We start from the raw sequence: 21,296 nt of genomic DNA, 5'->3' as shown, positions 1-21,296 counted from the left end.
GTGCTGCGGAGAGGCCGGAGGCTGTGGCGTCGAGCATAGGCCCTGGACAACGTTGTCAGCTGAATGGAGACTGGGCAGACTGCCTACTGAAGCCGCAGGTCCCGTACCCGACTCATCACGGAGCCACACCGATGCATACCGACCTCGTCGCCGCGCTGGACATCGGCGGAACCAAGATCGCCGCCGCGCTGGTGGACGGCGGCGGCGCGCTTCTCGTACGGGCGCAGCGGCCGACGCCCGCCCGGGAGAGCGCCGAGACGGTGATGGGGGCCGTGACGGAGGTCCTGGCCGAGCTGTCCGGCTCACCGCTGTGGGGACGGGCGACGGCTGTCGGCATCGGCAGCGCGGGCCCGGTGGACGCCGCGTCCGGCACGGTCAGCCCCGTCAACGTCCCCGCCTGGCGCGACTTCCCGCTGGTGGAGCGCGTCGGCAAGGCGGTCGGCGGACTGCCCGTCGAACTCGTCGGCGACGGCGTCGCGATGACGGCGGCCGAGCACTGGCTGGGCGCGGCCCGCGGCTACGACAACGCGCTGTGCATGGTCGTTTCGACCGGTGTGGGCGGCGGACTCGTCCTCGGCGGAAAGCTGCACCCCGGCCCCACGGGCAACGCCGGGCACATCGGCCACATCAGCGTGGATCTGGACGGCGACCCGTGCCCGTGCGGTTCGCGCGGCTGCGTCGAACGCATCGCCAGCGGACCGAACATCGCCCGCCGGGCGCTGGAGACCGGCTGGCGGCCCGGACCGGACGGCGACGCCTCGGCCGCTGCCGTGGCCGCCGCCGCGCGGGCCGGGGACCGTATCGCCATCGCCTCGTTCGAGCGTGCCGCGCAGGCGCTGGCTGCCGGGATCGCCGCCACGGCCACGCTCGTCGAGATCGACATCGCGGTGATCGGCGGGGGAGTCGCCGGCGCGGGCGACATCCTGTTCGCTCCACTGCGCCGTGCCCTGCGCCGGTACGCCACGCTCTCCTTCGTCCAGCACCTCACGGTGGCCCCGGCGGTGATGGGCACCGACGCGGGGCTGGTGGGCGCGGCGGCCGCGGCGGCGCGGGTGGGGCCGGGCGGGGCCGCGGCTGTTCGCGCCTGACCGCGCGGCGAGAAGCGCCGGACGGCCCCCGGGACTCGGTCCCGGGGGCCGTCCGACGTCCGAAGACGCGATGGGGCCGCGACCGCGACGCCGCGTCGGTCGTCCGGCCAGACGCTTCCGTCAGCAGGAGATCCGCAGGTCCGCCCAGTCCGCGTGGTCGAAATCGATGCCGTCCCCGCCGTCGGTGACCACCAGACGGACCATCTGCGCGCCGCTCACATCCGCCGAGAGCGGCTGCGCGGACATCGCATTGGTCAGTACGCCGGTGGACGCCACCTTCGTACCGTCGGCCCAGACCTCGAAGACGACCGTGCCCTTGGTCCCCGTCTCGTCGTCGACCCCGACCTGGGCCGTCACGGCGCCGCACGCCCCGCCGGTGTAGTACTCGACGGCGCTGTCGGCATGCACACCGAGCCCCTTGGCGAAGACCGTGCCGCCGATGGTGATCGGATTGCCGTCCCCCGCCTGGCTCTCACCGTTGCTGGTGTCCTGTTCGACCAGGCCCCAGCCGTTGGACGCGGAGAGCTGCGGCAGATCGCTCAGGTAGCTGCTGCCCGCCGGGGGCGCCACCACCACACGCGCCTGGAACGGCACCGAGGTCTGCACGCGCGTCCCGGTCGGAGACCGGTACTCGGCGCTGAGCTTCAGATCGTACGTACCGGTGGCTGTGCCCGCGGGAGGCGTCACCTGCCAGCGTGTGGTCAGCGCACGGCCGGTGGGCACGACGCCGGTGCCGGTCGGCGACAGGGCCTTGATCTGCCAGCCCGACGGGCCGGTGAGCGCCGTGGAGACGTTCTTGGCAGGCGTACGGCCCAGATCGGTGACCGACGTCGTCAGCGACGCGTCGCGGCCGGCCTCCACGAACGGGCTGCCGTTCAGACCGAGTTCCACGGCCGGCGGGTTGGCGGCCCACTTGCTGTCGGCGGCTGTGCGCAGCAGTACCGTGCCGTGCGCCGGCACGGTCGCGGAGATGCCGCCCGCCGTGTTGTACGTCGTGTGCTGCCACAGGTCGCGCATCGTGTACGCGTCGGCCTCCGGCAGACCCGCCTCCTTCGCGGTCGTCGAGATGCGCTGCGCGTACCCGGTCTCGTTGAAGAGCGCCACGACCCGGCTGCCGTCCTTCATCTCCTTGGCGACGACCCAGCGCCCGCCATTGGAGGAGACCACGACGCCCTGCTTGCCCAGCGGATCCTGATCGACCGCGATGACCTCGTGGTTGGAGAGGATCTCGAAGGTTTCCGGGCTCGCCGTGCGCAGATCGGAACCGATGAGCAGCGGCGCCGCCATCACGGACCACATGGAGAAGTGGGTACGGTACTCGGTGTCCGTCATGCCGCCGTTGCCGACCTCCAGCATGTCCGGGTCGTTCCAGTGCCCGGGGCCCGCGGCGGCCGCGAGGGGAAGGTTCTGCTTCATGATCGACAGCATGCTGCCCCAGCTGTCGTTGATGTCGCCCGTCGTGCGCCAGAGGTTGCCGAGCTCGCCGGCCCATTCCCAGGGCTTGTTCTGGCCCCATTCGCAGATGCTGTAGACGATGGGGCGGCCGGTCGCCGCGAGCGCGTCCCGCATCGTCGTGTAGCGCTGTTTCGCGTCGACGCCCTGGTTGTTGCAGTTGTCGTACTTGAGGTAGTCGACTCCCCAGTCCGCGAACTGCCGCGCATCGCTGTACTCATGGCCGAGCGCCCCCGGAAGGCCCACGCTGTCGCAGGTCTTGGTGCCGGCGCTGGTGTAGATGCCGATTTTCAGGCCCTTGGAGTGGACGTAGTCGGCGACGGCCTTGATGCCGTTCGGGAAGCGCTGCGGATCGGCCTCCAGCTTTCCGTCCGCATTGCGCTGCGGCTTCGCCCAGCAGTCGTCGAGATTGACGTACTCGTAGCCGGCGTCCTTGAGGCCCTTCTCGACGAAGATGTCGGCGATTCCCTTGACCATCGACTCGTTGAACTCGGCGCGGCAGTGGGTCGAGTTCCAATTGTTGAACCCCATCGGAGGGGTGAGCGCAAGACTGTTACCGGCCCGTGGCGCCGGAGCGGGGGCCGGAGCGGGTGAGTCCGCGACGGCGGGCCCGGTGGCGCCCGCGGCGCAGAGCAGTCCGGCCAGCAGCGCTCCGATGAGTCCGCGTCGGTCGGTTCGGGTTGTACGGGTTGGAAGATGACGCATCGTTACGTTCCTCCATACTCGTCCGTGATCGGATGACGGCATGTGCACGCCAAGGCGTGCGATTACGTTAGGCCGTGTTGAAGTCTGTTGGAAGAGGTGGGCTGCGGCTTCTCCGATATCTCGTCAAAACCCTTGACGGCGCCCCAACTTGGGGGTGAGATCCAATCGCACGTTCGGTTGTGTTGGGTTGCATCTCCGGAGGAGTCGGGCATGACGCAGTCTGATTACGGCAGGTCAGGTGTACCGGGCAGCGTCGCAGGACATCGGATGTCCCGGCGAAGTCTGTTGCGCGGTGCGGCAGTTGGTGCGGGAGCCGTGACCCTGCCGGCGTTGCTCACCGCCTGCGGCAGCGGCCCCGGTGGCGACGGGAAAACGATCACCATGGGCTCGAATTCGTCCGACCCCATTCCGAAGAAGGCATTCGCGGAAGCTTTCGCGGCGTACGAGGCGCAGTCGGACGGGCGGAAGGTGAAGGTCAACACGGTCGACCACAACACCTTTCAGGAGAACATCAACCGGTATCTGCAGGGCAAGCCGGACGACGTCTTCATGTGGTTCGCGGGCAACCGCATGCAGTTCTTCGCCAAGAAGGGCCTGCTGCACGAAATCAGCGACAACTGGCAGGACTACAAGGGCTTCTCGGCCGCACTGAAAGCCCAGTCCACCGGAGCGGACGGCAAGCAGTACCTCACGCCGTACTACTACTATCCATGGGCCGTATTCCACCGGAAGAGCCTGTTCGCCGACCGTGGCTATCAGGCTCCGAAAACTCTCGACGAGTACGTGGCTCTCGCCAAGCAGATGCAGAAGGACAAGCTCGACCCCATCGCCTTCTGCGACAAGGACGGCTGGCCCGCCATGGGCACCTTCGACTACATCGACATGCGGACCAACGGCTACGAGTTCCACAAGAGCCTGATGGCGGGGGAAGTCGCCTGGACCGACAAGCGGGTCAGGGAGGTCTTCGACACCTGGCGCCGGCTGCTCCCGTACTGCCAGCAGGGCGCCAACGGCCGTACCTGGCAGGAGGCCGCCAACAGCCTCCAGAAGAGGGAAGCCGGCATGGCCGTGTTCGGTCTGCCGCACCCCGGAGCCCAGTTCCCGAAGGACGAACAGAGCGACATCGACTTCTTCCCCTTCCCCGTCATCAACCCGGAGCACGGACAGGACGCGGTCGAGGCACCCATCGACGGATTCCTGCTGGCGAAGAAGTCGAAGAACCTCAAGAACAAGAAGACCCTGGAGAGCGCCAAGGACCTGTTGAAGTGGCTGGCCACCGGGAAGGCCGAGGACATCTACTTGAAGAGCGACCCGAACAACATCGCGGTCAGCGACCAGGCGGACATCTCCGCCTACTCACCCCTCCAGAAGAAGGCCGTGGATCTGGTCTCCGGGGCGAAGCAGATCTCCCAGTTCCTGGACCGCGACACCCGGCCGGACTTCTCCTCCACGGTCATGATCCCGGCGATCCAGAAGTTCATCAGCAACCCGAACGACGTGGACGGACTGGTCAACGACATCGAACGGCAGAAGAAGACCATCTTCGCCGCCGACTGACCCGGACGCCCCGACGCAATCCGACGGAACCTGGAGTACCGACCGTGTCGTTCATCTCGGCGCGGCGCACCGGGCGGCGGGTCTCGCGGCGGTTCACCCGCCGGGACCTCGCCGTACTGGGTGTGCTGCTCGGCATACCCGTCCTGCTCGACATCGCCATCGTATGGGGACCCACCCTTGCCTCCGTCATGCTCTCCTTCACCAGCTGGGACGGCATCGGCGACATCAAGTGGGTCGGTACGCAGAACTACGCGAACCTCTTCACCAACTACCCGCAGTTCTGGCCCGCCGCCCGGCACAACCTGCTCTGGCTCGCCTTCCTCGGCCTCGTCGCCGCACCGTTCGGGCTGCTCCTCGCCGTACTCATCGACAGGGGCGTGCGTTTCAGCCGCTTCTACCAGTCGACGCTCTACATGCCCGTCGTGCTGTCGCTCGCGGTGGTCGGCTTCATCGCCCAACTAATCTTCTCCCGCGACCAGGGAGCCCTCAACGCGGTCATCGGGGACACGAGTTCGCCGACCGACTGGCTCGGTGATCCGGACCTCAACATCTGGATGGTCCTGCTGGCCGCGGCCTGGCGGCACACCGGCTACGTGATGATCCTCTACCTCGCCGGGCTCAAGGCCGTCGACCCCTCGCTCAAGGAGGCCGCGGCGATCGACGGGGCGGGCGAGGCGCAGACCTTCTTCCGCATCGTCTTCCCCACGCTGCGGCCGGTCAACGTCATCGTCGGCGTCATCACCGTCATCGAATCCCTGCGCGCCTTCGACATCGTGTACGCCGTCAATCATGGCCGCAACGGACTCGAACTGCTCTCGGTGCTCGTCACCGACAACATCATCGGCGAGGCCAGCCGCATCGGCTTCGGCTCCGCCATCGCCGTCGTCCTGCTGGCCGTCTCCCTGGGATTCGTCGTGACGTACCTCGTCCAGGAGCTCCGAGGGGAGAAGAACCGTTGACCGTCCACGCCGCCCCCGTCTCCGCCCGCCCCACCGCGCCACAGGCGCATCCGGCCCCGGCCGCCCGGCGCCGGGTGCGCCCCGGCAGGATCGGTGTCCACGCCTTCCTGATGGCGGTCTCCCTCGCCTTCCTCGCCCCGCTGCTGCTCGCGGTGTACGCCTCGCTGCGGCCGTACGACGAGACCTCCGCACACGGCTACTTCTCGCTGCCGCGCCACCTCTCCCTGGACTACTACCGCCAGGCGTTCTCCGATTCCGGCATGACGAAGTACTTCGTCAACACCATGATCATCGCCGTCCCGGGGGTGATCATCACCCTCTTCCTCGCCTCGTTCGTGGCCTTCGCACTGGCCCGGCTGAAGATGCGTGGCGGGCTCGTCCTGCTGATGCTCTTCACCGCCGGGAACCTGCTGCCGCAGCAGGTGATCGTCACGCCCCTGTACGTCGTGTTCAACCGCATCCCGCTGCCCTACTGGATGTCCGACTCGATGACGATGTTCGACTCGTACTGGGCCGTCATCGTCGTCCAGATCGGCTTCCAGCTCGGTTTCTGCGTCTTCGTCCTGGCCAATTTCATGCGCACCCTGCCGCAGGAGATCCTGGAGGCCGCCATCGTCGACGGCGCGGGTGTCTGGACCCAGTACCGGCGGATCACCCTGCCGCTCTGCCGTCCCGCCCTGGCCGCACTCGGCACGCTCCAGTTCACCTGGATGTACAACGACTTCCTCTGGGCACTGGTCTTCATCTCCGATGGCGACAAGCTCCCCATCACCTCGGCGCTGAACAATCTCAGGGGGCAGTTCTTCACGGACTACAACCTGCTCGCAGCGGGCTCCGTGATCGTCGCGCTGCCGACGCTCGTGGTCTTCCTGCTGCTCCAGCGCCACTTCATCGCGGGCCTCACCCTGGGCTCCAGCAAGGGGTAGCGGACGGCCGGCGAGAAACCGGGTGTGGGCCAGTGGTGCAACCAGCCAAATGCCCTCGGGGTGCGCATTTCGCCAGGTGATGTCTAGGCTTGATCCAGTGGTCCATGAGGCATGTCGGAGCGGTGCACAGGCCCCCGGCGGCCGGACACGCTCTTCGTCCTGCGAGGGTCGCCATCGACGCCTCACGGACCTCCTTCCAGAGGGAAGAGGAATCGCATGAGTTCACATCGCATCCGTACGAGTGCCGCAGCGATCACCGCTGTGGTGGCCTTCCCGCTCTCGCTCGGCGCGTTCGCCCCGCAGGCGTTCGCCGACAACACGGCGTCCAGCACACCGAGCCCGTTCGGCCCGGGATGTTCCTCGCTGCCGCACGAGGGCAAGGGCAGTGCCAAGGGCATGGCCAAGGAACGCGTGGCCACCGCAGCGGCCAACAACCCGAAACTGACCAAGCTGGCACTCGCGTTGAAGGACGCCGGACTCACCACCAAGCTCAATGACGCGAAGCACGTCACCCTCTTCGCCCCCACGAACGCGGCCTTCGACAAGATTTCCAAGATGAAGCTGGCCGGCCTGCTCAAGGACAAGGCGCAGCTGAAGAAGGTCCTGACCTACCACGTCGTGGACAAGACCATCACCCCCAGCGAGCTTCCCAACGGCAGCTTCAAGACGCGGGAGGGCTCGATGCTCAAGACCACCGGGTCGGGCACGTCGTTCAAGGTCAACGACACCGCGAAGATCGTCTGTGGGGACATCAAGACGGCCAACGCCACCGTCTACCTCGTCGACAAGGTCCTCATGCCGCCGTCCTAGGATCCCGCACCGGGACGACGATTCCTGCCCGGTCGGCAGGACTTCGTCCGGTCCTGTGCCCCTGCGAGCCGAGGGTGTCGGCGGCCCGCAGGGGCCATGGCGGTTCCTGGCGCGCGGCCCTTTGTGCGCAGTTCGTTCTCGCACTTCTGCTGGGCGATCGACTGCTGGGCGATCGACGTGTCATACGCCGGCGGTCGGCCCGATTCCTGTGCTCCGGCTCGATTCTTCCGCATCGTTAGTTCCCCTGTGCCACCGCCGCTTCGGCAACAGCCGTGCGCTGCCTGTCCGTACGGACCCGGCGCGCCAGCCGTCCGGCCGGGGACAGTCGACGACGGGTCCGTAGCGCGGCCGTCCACTACAGCGTCACGCCGCTCGGCGGGGCACAACGAACACAAGGGGACGTCGCACGCGGGCATCCGACGGGTCCTTTCGGGTAGCAGCATCGCCACAGGCGGGTTTTCGCGGCAGGGTGTTGCGGGCAAGCCACAGGGGGCTACGGAAGAGGGGGAACCGTGATCGTCTGGATCAACGGTGCGTTCAGCGCGGGCAAGACGAGCGCCGCGCGCGAGCTTGTCGATCTGATCCCGAACAGCACCTTCTACGACCCCGAACTGATCGGCGCGGGGCTGCGGTATCTGCTGCCCCAGAAGCGACTTGCCGAGGTGACGGACTTCCAGGACCTGCCGATCTGGCGGCGTCTGGTGGTGGATACCGCGGCGGCCGTGCTCGCCGAGGTGTCCGGGGTACTGGTGGTGCCGATGACGCTGCTACGACAGGAGTATCGCGACGAGATCTTCGGAGGGCTCGCCTCCCGGCGCATTCCGGTGCGCCATGTTCTGCTCTCACCCGAGGAAACGATCCTGCGCAAGCGGATCGCCGACCGGGTGGAGTTCGCCGACGACCCGGAGCACAGCGAACGGATCCGGCAGTGGGCCTACGAGCACATCGAGCCCTACCGGGCGGCGCTCGGCTGGCTCACCCGGGACGCCCACCCCATCGACACCAGCGCGCTCTCCCCGTACGAGACGGCCGAGCGAATAGCCGAGGCGGTCCGCACCGGAGCGGCCGCCGCCTGCGAGATCGTGCAGACGCCCGAGCCGACGGCGGAGACCGTCGCGGCCGGCGTCCTGCTCTTCGACGAACACGACCGGGTGCTGCTCGTCGACCCGACGTACAAACCCGGCTGGGAATTCCCCGGTGGGGTGGTCGAGGCCGGCGAGGCACCGGCACAGGCCGGGATCCGTGAAGTGGCCGAAGAGATAGGCATCCACCTCGACCGGGTGCCGAAACTCCTCGTGGTCGACTGGGAGGCGCCCGAACCACCCGGCTACGGAGGGCTGCGGATGCTCTTCGACGGCGGCCTGCTGCCCGGTGCGGACGCCGAACGGCTGCTGCTGCCCGGCTCCGAACTGCGCGGCTGGCGGTTCGTCACCGAGGAGGAGGCGGCCACCATGCTGCCCCCCACCCGGTACGAACGGCTGCGCTGGGCGCTGCGGGCCCGGGAGCGGTCAACCGTGCTCAACCTGGAGGCCGGAGTCCCGGTCGGCTGAGGCGCGCAGCACCGCGGCGGCGTCGACGGTGAGCGGATCGCCGTGCCCGAAGCAGGCCGTGGCCGGTTCCAGCGCGGCCAGCCGCCGGAACGAGGCCAGGGCCTGCGCCCGGTCGATGTTGAAGACGCCCAGCATCACCCGGTCGACCGCGGCCACGCAGTCGCCGGTGAACAGCACACCGTGGCGCGGCAGATGGACACCGATGGAGCCGGGGGTGTGGCCGGGGGAGTGGATCACCCGGGCCCCCGAGCCGAACCCGATCTCGTCGCCGTCGGCCAGCTCGCGGTCGACACGGGTCGGCGGCGCCGGGGGAACGGTCAGCCCGTGCTCGTACAACGGCCGTTCCCAGTCCAGTAGGACAGGGTCGGCGATCTCCTCCTCGCCCCGGATCACCGGGGCGTCCAGCCGGTGGGCCAGGATCTCGGCGCCGTGCCGGTCGGCGAGCTCCTGGGCGGCGCCGTAGTGGTCACGGTGCCCGTGGGTGACCACGATCCGGCCGATGCGGCCCGGGTCCAGGCCGAGCCCGCGCACGGCGTCCTCGATCGCGGGCGCCGCGTCGATGTCGCCCGCGTCGATCAGGGTCAGGTCCGCGCCGTCGCGCCACAGGTATGCCTGGCCGATACGGAAGCGGAACATGTACAGCTGGGGAAGCACCTCGACGAGATCCATACGGCGAACGTACGCGGACGGACCCCCTCGCCGCCCGGATCTACGCTCTGGGCGAGCTTCGCTCACCGCGTAGTGCGGCGGCGCGGACGGCCCGGAACCCGCGGGGCCGGGCGTGAACCGGAGTCGGCGCCAAGGGATGTTCCTTGGTCCGGACCCGGTCCGCCGCGGACGGAGCGGCGCACCGGTCGAACCCTGCGAACAGGAGACCCGCCGGAACACGGCGGGAACAGTGACGCGAACTCAGACCTGCTTGGACTCCGCGTAGTTCCGCAGGAACAGCGCCTCGGCGAGCGACAGACGTTCCAGTTCCTCCGGCGACACGCTTTCGTTCACCGCGTGGATCTGCGCCTCCGGCTCGCTCAGGCCGATCAGGAGGATCTCGGCCTCCGGGTAGAGCGCGGCGAGCGTGTTGCAGAGCGGGATCGAGCCGCCCATGCCGGACGTCTGCATCTTCTCGCCGGGGTACGCGGCCTCCATCGCCTGCGCCATCGACGTGTACGCCGGGCTGGAGGTGTCCGCGCGGAACGGCTGGCCCTGGCCGACCTGTTCCACCGACACCCTGGCCCCCCAGGGGGCGTGCGCCTCCAGGTGGGCGGTCAGGAGCCCGGTCGCCGCGGCGGCGTCCTGGCCCGGCGGTACACGCAGGCTGATCTGCGCCCGTGCGCTCGCCTGGAGCGAGGGGGTCGCGCCGACCACCGGCGGGCAGTCGATGCCGATGACGGTGACGGCGGGCCGGGCCCAGATCCGGTCGGCGACCGTGCCCGTGCCGATCAGTCCGACGCCGTCGAGGACCTTCGCGTCCTTGCGGAACTCGGCCTCCGGGTACTGCAGTCCGTCCCATTCGGTGTCCGTGGCGAGACCGTCGACGGTCGTGGTGCCGTCCTCGGCGCGCAACGACGCCAGCAGCTGGATCATCGCGGCCAGCGCGTCCGGGGCGGCGCCGCCGAACTGTCCGGAGTGCAGGTTCCCTTGGAGGGTGTCGAGCGTGACGCGCAGCATCGTCATGCCGCGGAGCGTCGCCGTGACCGTCGGCAGACCGACCCGGAAGTTGCCGGTGTCGCCGATGACGATCGTGTCGGCGGTCAGCAGCTCGGGGTGCGCCTCCGCGTAACGCTCGAGGCCGCCCGTGCCCTGCTCCTCGGACCCCTCGGCGATCACCTTGACGGAGACCGGGACGCCGCCGTTCGCCTTGAGGGCGCGCAGGGCGAGGAGGTGCATGATGAAGCCGCCCTTGCAGTCCGCCGAGCCGCGGCCGAACCAGCGGCCGTCCCGCTCCGTCAGCTCGAACGGCGGGGAGAGCCAGGCGGACTCGTCGAGCGGCGGCTGCACGTCGTAGTGCGCGTAGAGCAGTACGGTCGGGGCGCCTGCCGGGCCGGGCAGGAAGCCGTACACCGACTGGGTGCCGTCGGGGGTGTCGAGCAGGGCGACGTCCTGGAAGTCCTCAGCGCGCAGCGCGTCGGCGACCCAGTTGGCGGCCGCCTCGCACTCGCTCTTCGGGAACTGCGCGGGATCCGCCACCGACTGGAAGGCCACCAGCTCGGCCAGCTCCGTCTTGGCGCGGGGCATCAGCGAGGCAATGGTCTCGGAGATCGGACGGGCGGTCATGGGAACGCTCCTCGTGGGTGCGACGTTATGGGTACGAATCCGGTTACATGCACACCGAGTGTGCGGCGTTGCATGAAGGACGAAGGTACGGTCGATCCTCCCACAGCGGGGGGCGGGCCGGGCGCGCCGTAGGATGCCGTGAGCAGCATGGGCCACTGGTGGGATCGGGAGCAGAAGCACATCGTGAGCAGCGAGAACGCAGACGCCGGGCATGAGCACGAAGAGTCGTCCGTGTGGGACGTCGTTGTAGTCGGTGGCGGACCGGCCGGAGCCTCCGCGGCATACGCGGCGGCGGTCGCCGGCCGACGGGTACTGCTCCTCGAAAAGGCGGAACTGCCCCGCTATAAGACGTGTGGCGGCGGCATCATCGGGTATTCGCGTGATTCGCTGCCGCCCGGATTCGAACTGCCGCTGCGGGACCGGATCCACGCGGTCACGTTCTCGCTCAACGGCAGGCTGGCGCGCACCCGTCGCTCGAAGAAGATGCTCTTCGGGCTCATCAACCGCCCCGAGTTCGACGCGGGACTGGTCGAGGAGGCGCAGAAGGCGGGCGCCGAACTCCGTACCGGAGCGACGGTGACAAGGGTCGAGCAGCACGGCGCCGCGGTGCCGGACCGGCGCACGGTCGCCCTGGTGCTGTCCGGCGGCGAGACGGTGCTTGCCCGCGCGGTCGTCGGCGCGGACGGCAGTGCGGGGCGGATAGGCGCTCATGTCGGGGTGAAGCTCGACCAGGTGGACCTCGGCCTGGAGGCGGAGATCCCGGTTCCGGAGACGGTCGCTGAGGACTGGGCGGGGCGGGTGCTCATCGACTGGGGTCCCATGCCCGGCAGTTACGGCTGGGTGTTCCCCAAGGGGGATGTCCTCACCGTCGGCGTGATCTCGGCGCGGGGCGACGGCGCGGGCACGAAGCGGTACCTGGAGGACTTCATCGCCCGGCTCGGTCTCGCCGGCTTCGAACCGAAGATCTCCTCCGGGCATCTGACGCGCTGCCGCAGCGACGACTCGCCGCTGTCACGCGGGCGGGTGCTGGTGTGCGGCGACGCGGCGGGACTGCTGGAGCCGTGGACCCGCGAGGGCATCTCCTTCGCGCTCCGGTCGGGGCGGCTCGCGGGTGAGTGGGCGGTGCGCATCGCGGAGTCGCACGACGCGGTGGACGCCCGGCGCCAGGCACTGAACTACGCCTTCGCCATCAAGGCCGGCCTGGGTGTCGAGATGGGCGTCGGACGGCGCATGCTGAAGCTCTTCGAGCGCCGCCCCGGGGTGCTGCACGCGGTGCTGACGGGTTTCCGCCCGGCGTGGAACGCGTTCGCGGGGATCACCCGGGGCACGACCTCGCTGGCCGAGCTGGTCCGTACGCATCCGCTGGCGCAGCGGGCACTGTCGGCGATGGACCGTTAGGGCCTGACACCCGGGGCGCTTCGCGGCGCTCGGAAGACTGGGAGGGTCGTGCCGGGTGCCGGGTGCCGGGTGCCGGGTGCCGGGTGCCGGGTGCCGGGTGCCGGGTGCCGGGTGCCGGGTACCGGGACGCCCGGGAGGGGCTGGCCGCTACGGGTCAGTTCTCCACGGCGACCCGGAAGACCGGGTGGTCCGGGCAGGCTGCCAGGAGTTCGGCGTCCGTGGACTTCGCGGTGACGCCCTGGAAGTACTGGTTGACTTGCCATCCCCACCGCTCCAGGTAGGTGCGGACGACGAGTGCCTTCTGCTCGTCGTCCGCGATCTCCACGGCCGTGAAGGTACGGACCTTCCGGCCCACCCGCAGTTCGCCGCCGCCGGCCGCCCGCATGTTGCGCACCCACTGGGAGTGACCGCGCGCGGAGATCAGGTACTGCGCGCCCTTGTGGGTGTGGGGGTTCACGGGGATGCGCTGCGGCTGCCCGCTCTTGCGGCCGCGTACCGACAGTTCGGCCGAGCCCTGAAGGCTGACGCCGTGCCGGGCCAGCCAGCCGATGACGCCGTTCATCCGGACACTGAAGGCGTCGCCCTGAAGGTAGTACGGCTGAGACATGATGACTCCCTCTCATTGTGAGAGCAGTGCTCTCGCTTGAGAGCAGTGTGCACGGAGTCGGTGCTCAATAACAAGAGCACCGCTCTCGTTATTGGTCGGTGCTCTCTGTCCGTGGCAGACTGAAGCCCATGAGTACTGTCCGGGGAGCCAGGGAACGGGCCCGTATCGAGGTCACCGCCGCCATCAAGGGCGAGGCGAAGAAGCAACTGGCGGCCGAGGGCGCCGCGAAACTCTCACTGCGCGCCGTCGCACGGGAGCTCGGCATGGCGTCCTCCGCGCTCTACCGCTACTTCCCCAGCCGGGACGAGCTGCTCACGGTCCTCATCGTCGACGCGTACGACGCCGTGGGCGAGACCGCCGAGGCCGCTCACCGGGCCGCCGTCGACGAGGCCGCCCCGCACCTCGCACGCTGGACCGCGGTCGCCCGCGCCGTACGCGACTGGGCCCTGGCCCACCCCCACGAGTACGCCCTGATCTACGGCTCGCCCGTGCCCGGCTACACCGCGCCGCAGGCCACGATCGGACCCGCCTCCCGCGTCGGCCTCGTCCTGATCACCATCGTCGGCGACGCCTACCGCACGGACGGTCTCGCCGTGCCGCCACTCGCCGCCGAGCTGCGCGCCGAGGCCGGGCGGATGGTCGCCGAATTCGCGCCCGGCCTCCCTCCGGGTGTCGCAGCGCCGCTGATCGCCGCCTGGTCACAGATGTTCGGGCTGATCTCCTTCGAGATCTTCGGCCAGTTCAACCGGGTGGTGGAGGCCCGGGAGGTCTTCTTCCGGGAGGCCGTCACCGAACTGGCCCGCACGGTCGGGCTGCTCGGCCCCCGTGGCAGCTAGTGCCGCGACCGGCGATGTCTGCCGGGAGGGGCACTAGGGTCTTTCGTCCGGACCGGGACTGATCGCGGCGGTGCCGGGGGCGCGCGAATCAGGTCTGATCGCCGAACGGCAGGCCCGGGACCGGGCGTCGCCCTCGATCGGTCCGTACGTCGTACTCCACAGGGAGTACGGGTGATCACCACGCCCGGCTGACGCCCGCGCGGTGGTCCGCCGTCTAGCGTGGCCGCCATGGAAGAGCAACGCTCACACTGGGGCCACGGCGGGCCGCCGCGGTGGCTGACGGGGGAACCGGGATACTCCGCCTCCCGGCTGCCCTGGCCGTCGACGATCCTGCTCGGTGCCGTCGTCATGATCGGTTCGACCATCGCGGCCCGGGGGCAGATGGGCGAGAGGGCGCCGTTGGACCTCTTCGCGCGGCTGCTGCTCTTCCTGGCCGTCGCCGTGCTCCTGCTGCGCCACCGCCACCCCGTGGTGGCCGTCTTCGGGGCGTCGGCCGCCGCGATGGTCTATCTGGCCGCCGGATATCCGTACGGGCCGGTCTTCCTGGCCGTCGCCGTGGGCTGCTTCAGCGCCGTCGTCGCCGGGCACCGGCGGGCCGCCTGGTCGGCCGTCGGCATGGTGTGGCTGGGGCACGTCCTGGTGGCCCACTGGCTCTACCGCTGGCTCCCGCCCGCCGGTGGCCACGCCGCACCGTGGGGGCAGGAACTGGGCATCGCCGCCTGGGTGGTGGCCATCGTCGCCGCCGCCGAATTCGTCCGCGTACGCCGTGAGCAGTGGGCGGACCAGCGCGCCGAACGGGAGGCCGCCCAGCAGCGCCGGGCCGACGAGGAGAGACTGCGGATGGCGCGTGAGCTCCATGACGTCCTGGCCCACAGCATCTCCGTCATCAACGTGCAGTCGAGCGTCGGGCTCGCGTTGCTGGACTCCGACCCCGAGCAGGCCCGTACCGCCCTCACCACCATCAAGGCCGCCAGCAAGGAGGCGCTGGGCGAGGTCCGTCAGGTCCTTGACACGCTGCGCACCCCCGGAGACGCCCCCAGGGCCCCGGCTCCCGGACTCGACCGGCTCCCCGAACTCGTCGAACAGGCGGCGAGCACCGGACTGACCGTCACCGTCGAGACCGACGGGGTGCGGGGCTCCGTACCGCCCGGCGCGGATCTCGCCGCCTTCCGGATCGTCCAGGAGGCGCTCACGAACGTGGTCCGGCACTCCGGATCGCGCACCGCGCAGGTCCGGATCGGCTACGAGCCCGGCCGCATCCGGCTCCGTATCGACGACGAAGGACCGGCCACCGGTAACGAGGCGGGCGGCAGCGGCAACGGACTGGCGGGCATGCGGGAGCGCGCCGCCGCCCTGGGTGGCACGATCGAGGCGGGGTCCCGGGCCGATGGCGGCTTCCGCGTGCGGGCCGAGCTCCCGCTGCTGTCCGACTCGCCCGGCGCGGCGGCGCCCAAGGAGGAGACACCGTGATCCGCGTACTGCTCGCCGACGACCAGCTACTGGTCCGGGCCGGTTTCCGGGCCCTGCTGGACGCCCAGCCCGACATCGAGGTGGCGGGCGAGGCCGCCGACGGTGAGGAGGCCGTACGCATGGTGCGCGAACTACGGCCGGACACCGTGCTGATGGACATCCGGATGCCATGTCTCGACGGCCTCGCCGCCACCCGCGCGATCACCGAGGACCCCGGGCTGCGTGACGTGAAGGTGGTCATGCTCACCACCTTCGAGCTCGACGAGTACGTCTTCGAGGCGATCCGCTCCGGCGCCTCGGGCTTTCTCGTCAAGGACACCGAACCGGAGGAACTGCTGCGGGCGGTACGCGCGGTGGTGGCCGGCGACGCCCTGCTCTCGCCGGGGGTCACCCGCCGGCTGATCGCCGAGTTCGCGGCCCGGTCCAAGGAACCCCCGGCGGTCACCGGCCTGAGTGAACTCACCGAACGGGAAAGGGAGGTGATGGCGCTCGTCGGCATAGGGCTCTCCAACGAGGAGATCGCCCGACGGCTGGTCGTCAGCCCGCTCACCGCCAAGACCCATGTCAGCCGCACCATGGTGAAGCTCGGCGCCCGGGATCGAGCCCAACTCGTCGTACTCGCCTACGAGTCGGGGCTCGTGCGCCCCGGCTGGCTCGGCTGACCCGGCGCACCCCGGCAGGCGCGGCCGGCCAGGCCACGGTCTCGGGAGCCCGGGTCTCGAAGCTCGTGCGTGCGGTGGCCGAGGGCGGGACCTTTCCCTCGGCCACCGTTGAGCGGAGAGGTCACGAGCAGCACAGTACATGCACGTGCATCAAATGCATGTGCATGTGATGCATATGCATTTGATGCACGTGCAACAAGAGGTGTCATCTCTGCTGACGTGCGGTCATGGCGGCGAACAAGTCCGAGCGGGTGCTCGTCGACGAGTGGCGGGACATCCTCGCGCTGCACGCCAGGACGCTCTGTGAGCTCGACCGCGAGCTGCACCGGCACGGCCTGGGTGCCAGCGATTTCGAGGTTCTCGACATCCTCGCGGAAGGCGCGGCGGAGGACGGCGGCTGCGCCTACCGCGTACAGGAGCTGGCTGCCCGGGTCCATCTCAGCCAGAGCGCGCTCGGCACGGGCGCCCCGGTTCCCGCTTCCTGTGCGGCGGCCGCCAGCAAGTGTCCCTCGGCGGCGAGGGTGTTGATGTGATCCGTGATCTCCATGGTGGTGATCGTGTCAGCGGGCCGGGCTGCCCGGCGGGGCGTTTGCGCAGCAGGGCCGGCCTCTCAGGCGTGCGCCGCGTTGCGTGCTCCGTATCCCAGCGCGGCGGCCGCGATGGCCAGCAGCGCCACCGTGGTGAGGGCCAGCGGCAGGGAGAGCCAGTCGGCCAGGAATCCGATCGCGGGCGGCCCGAGCAGCATCCCGCCGTACCCGAGCGTCGACGCGGTGGCCACTCCTCCGGGCCCGGCCAGCTCGCCCGCCCGGCCCACCGCGACGGGGAAGATATTGGCCAGACCGAGACCGGTGACGGCGAAACCGAGGAGCGCCGACCAGGTGGTCGGGGCGAGCGAGCCGAGGAGCATCCCGGCGGCGGCCGTCGTCCCGCCGGCGACGAGGGTCCGGGTCTGGCCGAGCCGCTCGAGCAGCGCCGTACCGCTGAGCCGACCGGCCGTCATGGACAGTGCGAACAGGGAGTATCCGGCGGCGGCGATGCCCGGGTGGGCATGCAGGTCCTGTTCGAGATGGAGGGCGCCCCAGTCGGCCAGCGCGCCCTCGCCGTACGCCGTGCACAGCGCGATCACACCGAACAGGAGCACCGTGCGGCGGGCCCGCCCGGCCGGTCGCGGCACCTCGGCGGTGCCGGCCGTGGGCGCGGGCCCCGGCGCCGGAGCACGCAGCAGCACCGGGCCGGCCGCCGCGGTGACCAGGAGTCCGACCCCGGTGAGGACGAAGAGATGTGTGGCGGGGGAGAGGCCGCCCGCGACCAGGCCGCCGAGCCCGGCGCCGACCATGCCGCCGAGGCTGAACGCGGCGTGGAAGCCGGGCATCACGGGGCGCCGCAGGGCGGCGACCAGGTCGACGGCCGCGCTGTTCATCGCCACGTTCATCCCGCCGTACGCGGCGCCGAAGGCCAGCAGTACCAGGCCGAGCGCGAGCGCCGAATGCGTCCGTGCGGGCAGGGCGATGCTCAGGGAAAGGAGAACGCCGCAGACCACGGTCAGCGGATGGCTGCCGAAGCGCCGGCACAGCCGGCCGGTGAGCGTCATGGTCACCACGGCCCCGGCGGATACGCCGAGCAGGGCGAGCCCCAGAGTGGCGGCCGAGGCGCCGGTCTGGTGCTTGATGGCCGGGATGCGGACCACCCAGCCGGCGAAGAGGAAGCCGTCGAGGGCGAAGAACACGGTCAGCGCGGTACGGAGGCGGGCCGACGAAGCTGGGGCGGTGATTCCGCCCGGTCCCCCCGGCAGGGCCGTCCGCAATTTGTTTAGTTGCGGCACAAACTCAGCATAGGGGCGTCCGGACAACGCGCGCAAGACGGCTGCCTGCCACGGGCGCACGAGGCAGATGTGCGCGACCGGGGCGTCGGCAACACCCGCGGATCATGGGAGACTCGCCCCCATGAACGGCAAGGTGACCACCACCCGGACAAAGTTGGAGAGGGGCCGCAGCGCGCTCGGACCCGCGCTGGAACTGGTCCACACCGGACGCGCGCCCACCCGCGCCGTCCTCACCTCCGAACTCGGCGTCACCCGGGCGACGGCCGGTGCGGTCGCCGCGGAACTGGAGGCGCTCGGACTGATCCGGGTCGACTCCAGGCCGGGCTCCGCCGCCGGCTCGCAGGGCCGCCCCTCGCACCGACTGGCCATCCGGGAGTCCGGCCCCGTCGCCATCGCCGCCCAGGTGCACGCCGACGGGTTCCGGGCCGCGCTCGTCGGGCTCGGCGGACGGCTCGTCGCCACCACCCCGAGCTGTGCCACCGTCACCGCGGACCCGGCCCAGGTCATCGGCGACGTCGTCGACGACTGCGCCCGGCTGCTGCGGGAGAGCGGACTGCGCTGCGTCGGCGCGGGCCTCGCGGTGCCGTCCGCGGTCGCCGAACCGGAGGGCACCGCACTGAACCCACTGCACATCGCCTGGCCCGCGGGCGCCCCGGTCCGCGAGATCTTCGCCGACCGGGTACGGGAAGCGGGCATCCCCGGGCCGGCGTTCACCGGGAACGACGTCAACCTCGCCGCACTCGCCGAGCACCGGCACGGTGCGGGGCGCGGCGCCCAGCATCTGCTCTGTGTGGCCACCGGTCACCGCGGCGTGGGCGGGGCACTGGTCCTCGACGGCCGCCTGCACACCGGGAGTTCGGGACTCGCGCTGGAGGTCGGGCATCTCACGGTGAACCCCGAGGGCCGGCCGTGCTACTGCGGCGGTCGCGGCTGCCTGGACGTCGAGACCGACCCGCTGGCCTTCCTGATCACCGCCCGTCGCGAACCCGGTCCGCAGGAGTCGCTGCTCAAGCAGGCCGGCGATCTGCTGCGTACGGAGTACGAGGACCCAGCGGTGCGGGGCGCGGCCGAGGCGCTGATCGACCGGCTCGGCCTCGGGCTCGCCGGACTCGTCAACATCCTCAACCCCGACCGCATCATCCTCGGCGGACTGCACCGCGCCCTGCTCGACGCGGATCCGGAGCGGCTGCGCGCGGTGGTGGCGGACCGCAGCCTGTGGGGGCGCAGCGGCAGTGTGCCGATCCTGCCGTGCACGCTCGACTACAACAGCCTGGTGGGCGCGGCGGAACTCGCCTGGCAGCCGGTGCTGGACGATCCGCTGGCCGCGCTTACGTGACGGGCTCCCGGGACGGCCGTCGGGTGCTCAGCCGCCGCGGTTCGCGGGGTCGGGGCTGCACAGCCAGCCGTTGATGGCGAAGCGGCTGTCCGCGTGCTGCTTGCTCGGGCAGCTGACCGGCCGTACCTCATGCCAGGCGGTGGGTCGGAAGAACACGATGCTGTCGTGCTCGGGCTCCCAGTCCCGCCAGGTGCGCTCCTCCCACTTTCCGGCTGTCTCGGTGTGCAGTGGCAGGGCGACGTCGAACACACGCAGCTCGCCCCCGTCGAAAGGCCGGGGTGTGCGATGCAGGTAGTACACGAACGTGAGTAGACGTCGGGGCGCGTACTCGGCGCTGGTGTCCTGGTGCGGCCGGTAGAAGTCGCCGTCGTTGTGCACGTTGAGGCCGTAGCTGGGTTCGGTGTACTGGCAGGAGACGCCCAGAGTGTGTTCGACCGCCTCCAGCACCTCATCGATGGCCGCCGTCAACTCGGGCGCGGCGAAGTCCTGGCACGACCGGGACCGGCGAAGACCGGGGACCACTTCCCGGTCTCCGATCATGGAGGGCTTCAACGTGTCGCCGGTGGAGGCGATGGCGCGCTCCAGCAAGGCGCCGGCCGTCTGCTCACCCAGGAACTGGGTGATGCGACAGACCGTCACCGGAAGCCGCCAGATCGCGTCCGTACACACCGGTGACGGCTGATCCATCGCCTCGGACGGCTCCGTCACCGTGTCGTGTCGTGCCAAGGTGTCCGGTCCTGTCATGGTGTCCTGTGGATCGTGATGAGTGTTCCGCAGGGGCCGACTCCCCAAGCCCTCTCGGAGAGCGGGCGGCGACCGCGGGAGTGTCCGTGGCCACTGTCCGTCCGCCCCTCCGACCGCTGGAGCATCAGGGCAGGCCGTCTCACGTCGTCACGCGGCGTCGGGCGCGTTCGCGGCTTCTCGCAGACGATCCATTTCGGCCGTGAGTTCTTCCACGCGGCGGTGCAGTGCCTGGACGCACACCAGGGCGACGCCGAGGCCGTCGACGACGGGGATGGTGGTGTCGTCCTGGTTGAAGCCGAAGGCGGTGTGCCAGTCCTGGGCCATCGGCCCGAGGTGACGCACGTCTTCGGGCTCCCAGAGGTAGCGCCAGGTACTGATGGGCAGCGCGGCCACGGTCGCCAGGACCGCGTGACCATTGACCGCACCGACCGGGGCCACAGCGCCACTCTCCCGCGCACCGGCCGGACGACGGGCCGGGGCACTGTGGTCGGCCGCCCGGGACCGCCGGTGGAAGATCCGCATCCTTACCGGCTCCAGTCGACCGGGACCACGTCCTGCTTGAGCCCGCGGTCACTGCAGATGGCGCACGGGGAGTTCGGGACACCAGGGGCCTGGTCGGTGCCGACGGTGATCGCTCCGTGGGCCCCGACCGGGGCGTGGATGCCGTCGCCGACCATCGCCGCTTCGTAGCCGCCCAGCAGCTCCTGGAGGGTTCCGGGACCCAGGTTCTCCGGGGCGGTGATCGAGGCCACGCCGTCGTAGTCGGTGTAGGCCGCCCCCAGCGTCCGGCCGCCGATGGTGGCGAACACGATCTTCGCACCGCGGATGGGCTCCCCGGTCACCGCGTCGGACGCCATCGCCTGGATGTTCTCCAGTTGCATCTGGGTGACATTCAGGGTGGCCTGGCTCGTCGTGAGCCTGGCCGGCTTCAGGCTGGGGCATTCCGCCCCGCTGCACGACGTGGCGGCCGGGGTGGCCGCGGATGCGGTGACACCGCTCCCCACACCCAGCGACGCCAAAGCCGTGGCCATCACCGCAACGGTCCTACGACCTACAGAACTCATGTCCACTCCCATGGAACCGCCCGAGCGTGCTCCGTA

The 21,296-nt window shown here is 70.2% G+C and carries 19 protein-coding genes and 1 pseudogene; 12 read left to right on the top strand and 8 right to left on the bottom strand.

Annotated elements, in window-relative coordinates; translation table 11 throughout:
* Window positions 1–131 precede the first annotated feature (131 nt).
* Window positions 132–1,088 (top strand): ROK family protein, encoded by a 957-nt coding sequence (locus OG306_RS04200; RefSeq protein ID WP_266744694.1) that lies wholly within the window; start codon window positions 132–134, stop codon window positions 1,086–1,088.
* Between the two features lie 120 nt (window positions 1,089–1,208).
* Here the strand turns inward: OG306_RS04200 and OG306_RS04195 are convergent, their stop codons facing one another.
* A complete protein-coding gene (locus OG306_RS04195) occupies window positions 1,209–3,245 on the bottom strand; it encodes an NPCBM/NEW2 domain-containing protein (protein ID WP_266744693.1) in 2,037 nt (678 codons plus the stop codon).
* Between the two features lie 267 nt (window positions 3,246–3,512).
* Between OG306_RS04195 and OG306_RS04190 the strand changes: the two genes are divergently transcribed.
* The 5 genes from OG306_RS04190 to OG306_RS04170 all read left to right on the top strand — a co-directional run bounded on the left by OG306_RS04190 (window position 3,513) and on the right by OG306_RS04170 (window position 9,047).
* Entirely contained in the window at window positions 3,513–4,802 is a 1,290-nt protein-coding gene (locus OG306_RS04190; RefSeq protein WP_266752071.1) for an ABC transporter substrate-binding protein, read from the top strand.
* Between the two features lie 44 nt (window positions 4,803–4,846).
* Window positions 4,847–5,761 (top strand): carbohydrate ABC transporter permease, encoded by a 915-nt coding sequence (locus tag OG306_RS04185; protein WP_266744692.1) that lies wholly within the window; start codon window positions 4,847–4,849, stop codon window positions 5,759–5,761.
* Window positions 5,758–6,687 (top strand): carbohydrate ABC transporter permease, encoded by a 930-nt coding sequence (locus OG306_RS04180; RefSeq protein WP_371665133.1) that lies wholly within the window; start codon window positions 5,758–5,760, stop codon window positions 6,685–6,687. The genes OG306_RS04185 and OG306_RS04180 overlap by 4 nt, the downstream gene beginning before the upstream one ends.
* A 216-nt stretch (window positions 6,688–6,903) precedes the next feature.
* Complete coding sequence (locus OG306_RS04175; RefSeq protein ID WP_266744691.1) at window positions 6,904–7,497, top strand: fasciclin domain-containing protein; 594 nt, start codon at window positions 6,904–6,906, stop codon at window positions 7,495–7,497.
* 512 nt (window positions 7,498–8,009) lie between these two features.
* Window positions 8,010–9,047, top strand: a complete 1,038-nt coding sequence (locus OG306_RS04170) for an NUDIX hydrolase (RefSeq protein ID WP_266744690.1) — start codon at window positions 8,010–8,012, stop codon at window positions 9,045–9,047.
* Here OG306_RS04170 and OG306_RS04165 read toward each other — a convergent pair.
* On the bottom strand, window positions 9,006–9,716 hold the full coding sequence (locus tag OG306_RS04165) for an MBL fold metallo-hydrolase (RefSeq protein WP_266744689.1): 711 nt from the start codon (window positions 9,714–9,716) through the stop codon (window positions 9,006–9,008). The two genes, OG306_RS04170 and OG306_RS04165, sit on opposite strands and share 42 nt — an antisense overlap.
* 240 nt (window positions 9,717–9,956) lie before the next feature.
* A complete protein-coding gene (locus OG306_RS04160) occupies window positions 9,957–11,321 on the bottom strand; it encodes a dipeptidase (protein WP_266744688.1) in 1,365 nt (454 codons plus the stop codon).
* Window positions 11,322–11,504: 183 nt separating this feature from the next.
* Between OG306_RS04160 and OG306_RS04155 the strand changes: the two genes are divergently transcribed.
* On the top strand, window positions 11,505–12,719 hold the full coding sequence (locus OG306_RS04155) for a geranylgeranyl reductase family protein (protein ID WP_323183788.1): 1,215 nt from the start codon (window positions 11,505–11,507) through the stop codon (window positions 12,717–12,719).
* Window positions 12,720–12,873: 154 nt separating this feature from the next.
* On the opposite strand, the gene OG306_RS04150 is transcribed toward OG306_RS04155, so the two are convergent.
* Complete coding sequence (locus tag OG306_RS04150; RefSeq protein WP_266907345.1) at window positions 12,874–13,326, bottom strand: nitroreductase family deazaflavin-dependent oxidoreductase; 453 nt, start codon at window positions 13,324–13,326, stop codon at window positions 12,874–12,876.
* 128 nt (window positions 13,327–13,454) lie between these two features.
* Between OG306_RS04150 and OG306_RS04145 the strand changes: the two genes are divergently transcribed.
* The 4 genes and pseudogenes from OG306_RS04145 to OG306_RS04130 form a co-directional block, all read left to right on the top strand.
* Window positions 13,455–14,162 carry a TetR/AcrR family transcriptional regulator gene (locus tag OG306_RS04145; protein WP_371665132.1) on the top strand — a complete coding sequence of 236 codons (708 nt, stop codon included), beginning with the start codon at window positions 13,455–13,457 and terminating at the stop codon, window positions 14,160–14,162.
* Between the two features lie 228 nt (window positions 14,163–14,390).
* Entirely contained in the window at window positions 14,391–15,632 is a 1,242-nt protein-coding gene (locus tag OG306_RS04140; RefSeq protein ID WP_266744685.1) for a sensor histidine kinase, read from the top strand.
* Entirely contained in the window at window positions 15,629–16,294 is a 666-nt protein-coding gene (locus OG306_RS04135; protein ID WP_266744684.1) for a response regulator, read from the top strand. Before OG306_RS04140 ends, OG306_RS04135 begins: the two co-directional genes overlap by 4 nt.
* A 227-nt stretch (window positions 16,295–16,521) precedes the next feature.
* Window positions 16,522–16,749 (top strand): annotated as a pseudogene (locus OG306_RS04130) (MarR family transcriptional regulator); the annotation flags it as partial.
* 155 nt (window positions 16,750–16,904) lie between these two features.
* Here OG306_RS04130 and OG306_RS04125 read toward each other — a convergent pair.
* Complete coding sequence (locus OG306_RS04125; RefSeq protein ID WP_266744683.1) at window positions 16,905–18,116, bottom strand: MFS transporter; 1,212 nt, start codon at window positions 18,114–18,116, stop codon at window positions 16,905–16,907.
* Window positions 18,117–18,237: 121 nt separating this feature from the next.
* Here OG306_RS04125 and OG306_RS04120 point away from each other — a divergent pair, with 121 nt between their 5' ends.
* Entirely contained in the window at window positions 18,238–19,452 is a 1,215-nt protein-coding gene (locus tag OG306_RS04120; protein ID WP_266744682.1) for an ROK family protein, read from the top strand.
* A gap of 27 nt (window positions 19,453–19,479) precedes the next feature.
* Here the strand turns inward: OG306_RS04120 and OG306_RS04115 are convergent, their stop codons facing one another.
* The 3 genes from OG306_RS04115 to OG306_RS04105 form a co-directional block, all read right to left on the bottom strand.
* Entirely contained in the window at window positions 19,480–20,178 is a 699-nt protein-coding gene (locus OG306_RS04115; RefSeq protein ID WP_266744681.1) for a 2OG-Fe(II) oxygenase, read from the bottom strand.
* A gap of 165 nt (window positions 20,179–20,343) precedes the next feature.
* Window positions 20,344–20,718 carry a tail fiber domain-containing protein gene (locus OG306_RS04110; RefSeq protein WP_266744680.1) on the bottom strand — a complete coding sequence of 125 codons (375 nt, stop codon included), beginning with the start codon at window positions 20,716–20,718 and terminating at the stop codon, window positions 20,344–20,346.
* Window positions 20,719–20,720: 2 nt separating this feature from the next.
* Window positions 20,721–21,227: a hypothetical protein gene (locus OG306_RS04105; protein WP_266744679.1), complete on the bottom strand. Its 507-nt coding sequence runs from the start codon at window positions 21,225–21,227 to the stop codon at window positions 20,721–20,723.
* Between the last annotated feature and the right edge of the window lie 69 nt (window positions 21,228–21,296).

It is taken from the genome of Streptomyces sp. NBC_01241, assembly GCF_041435435.1.
GTDB lineage: Bacteria > Actinomycetota > Actinomycetes > Streptomycetales > Streptomycetaceae > Streptomyces.
Note: the sequence above shows the minus strand (reverse complement) of the source record. Positions and strands in the feature narration are given on the sequence as shown.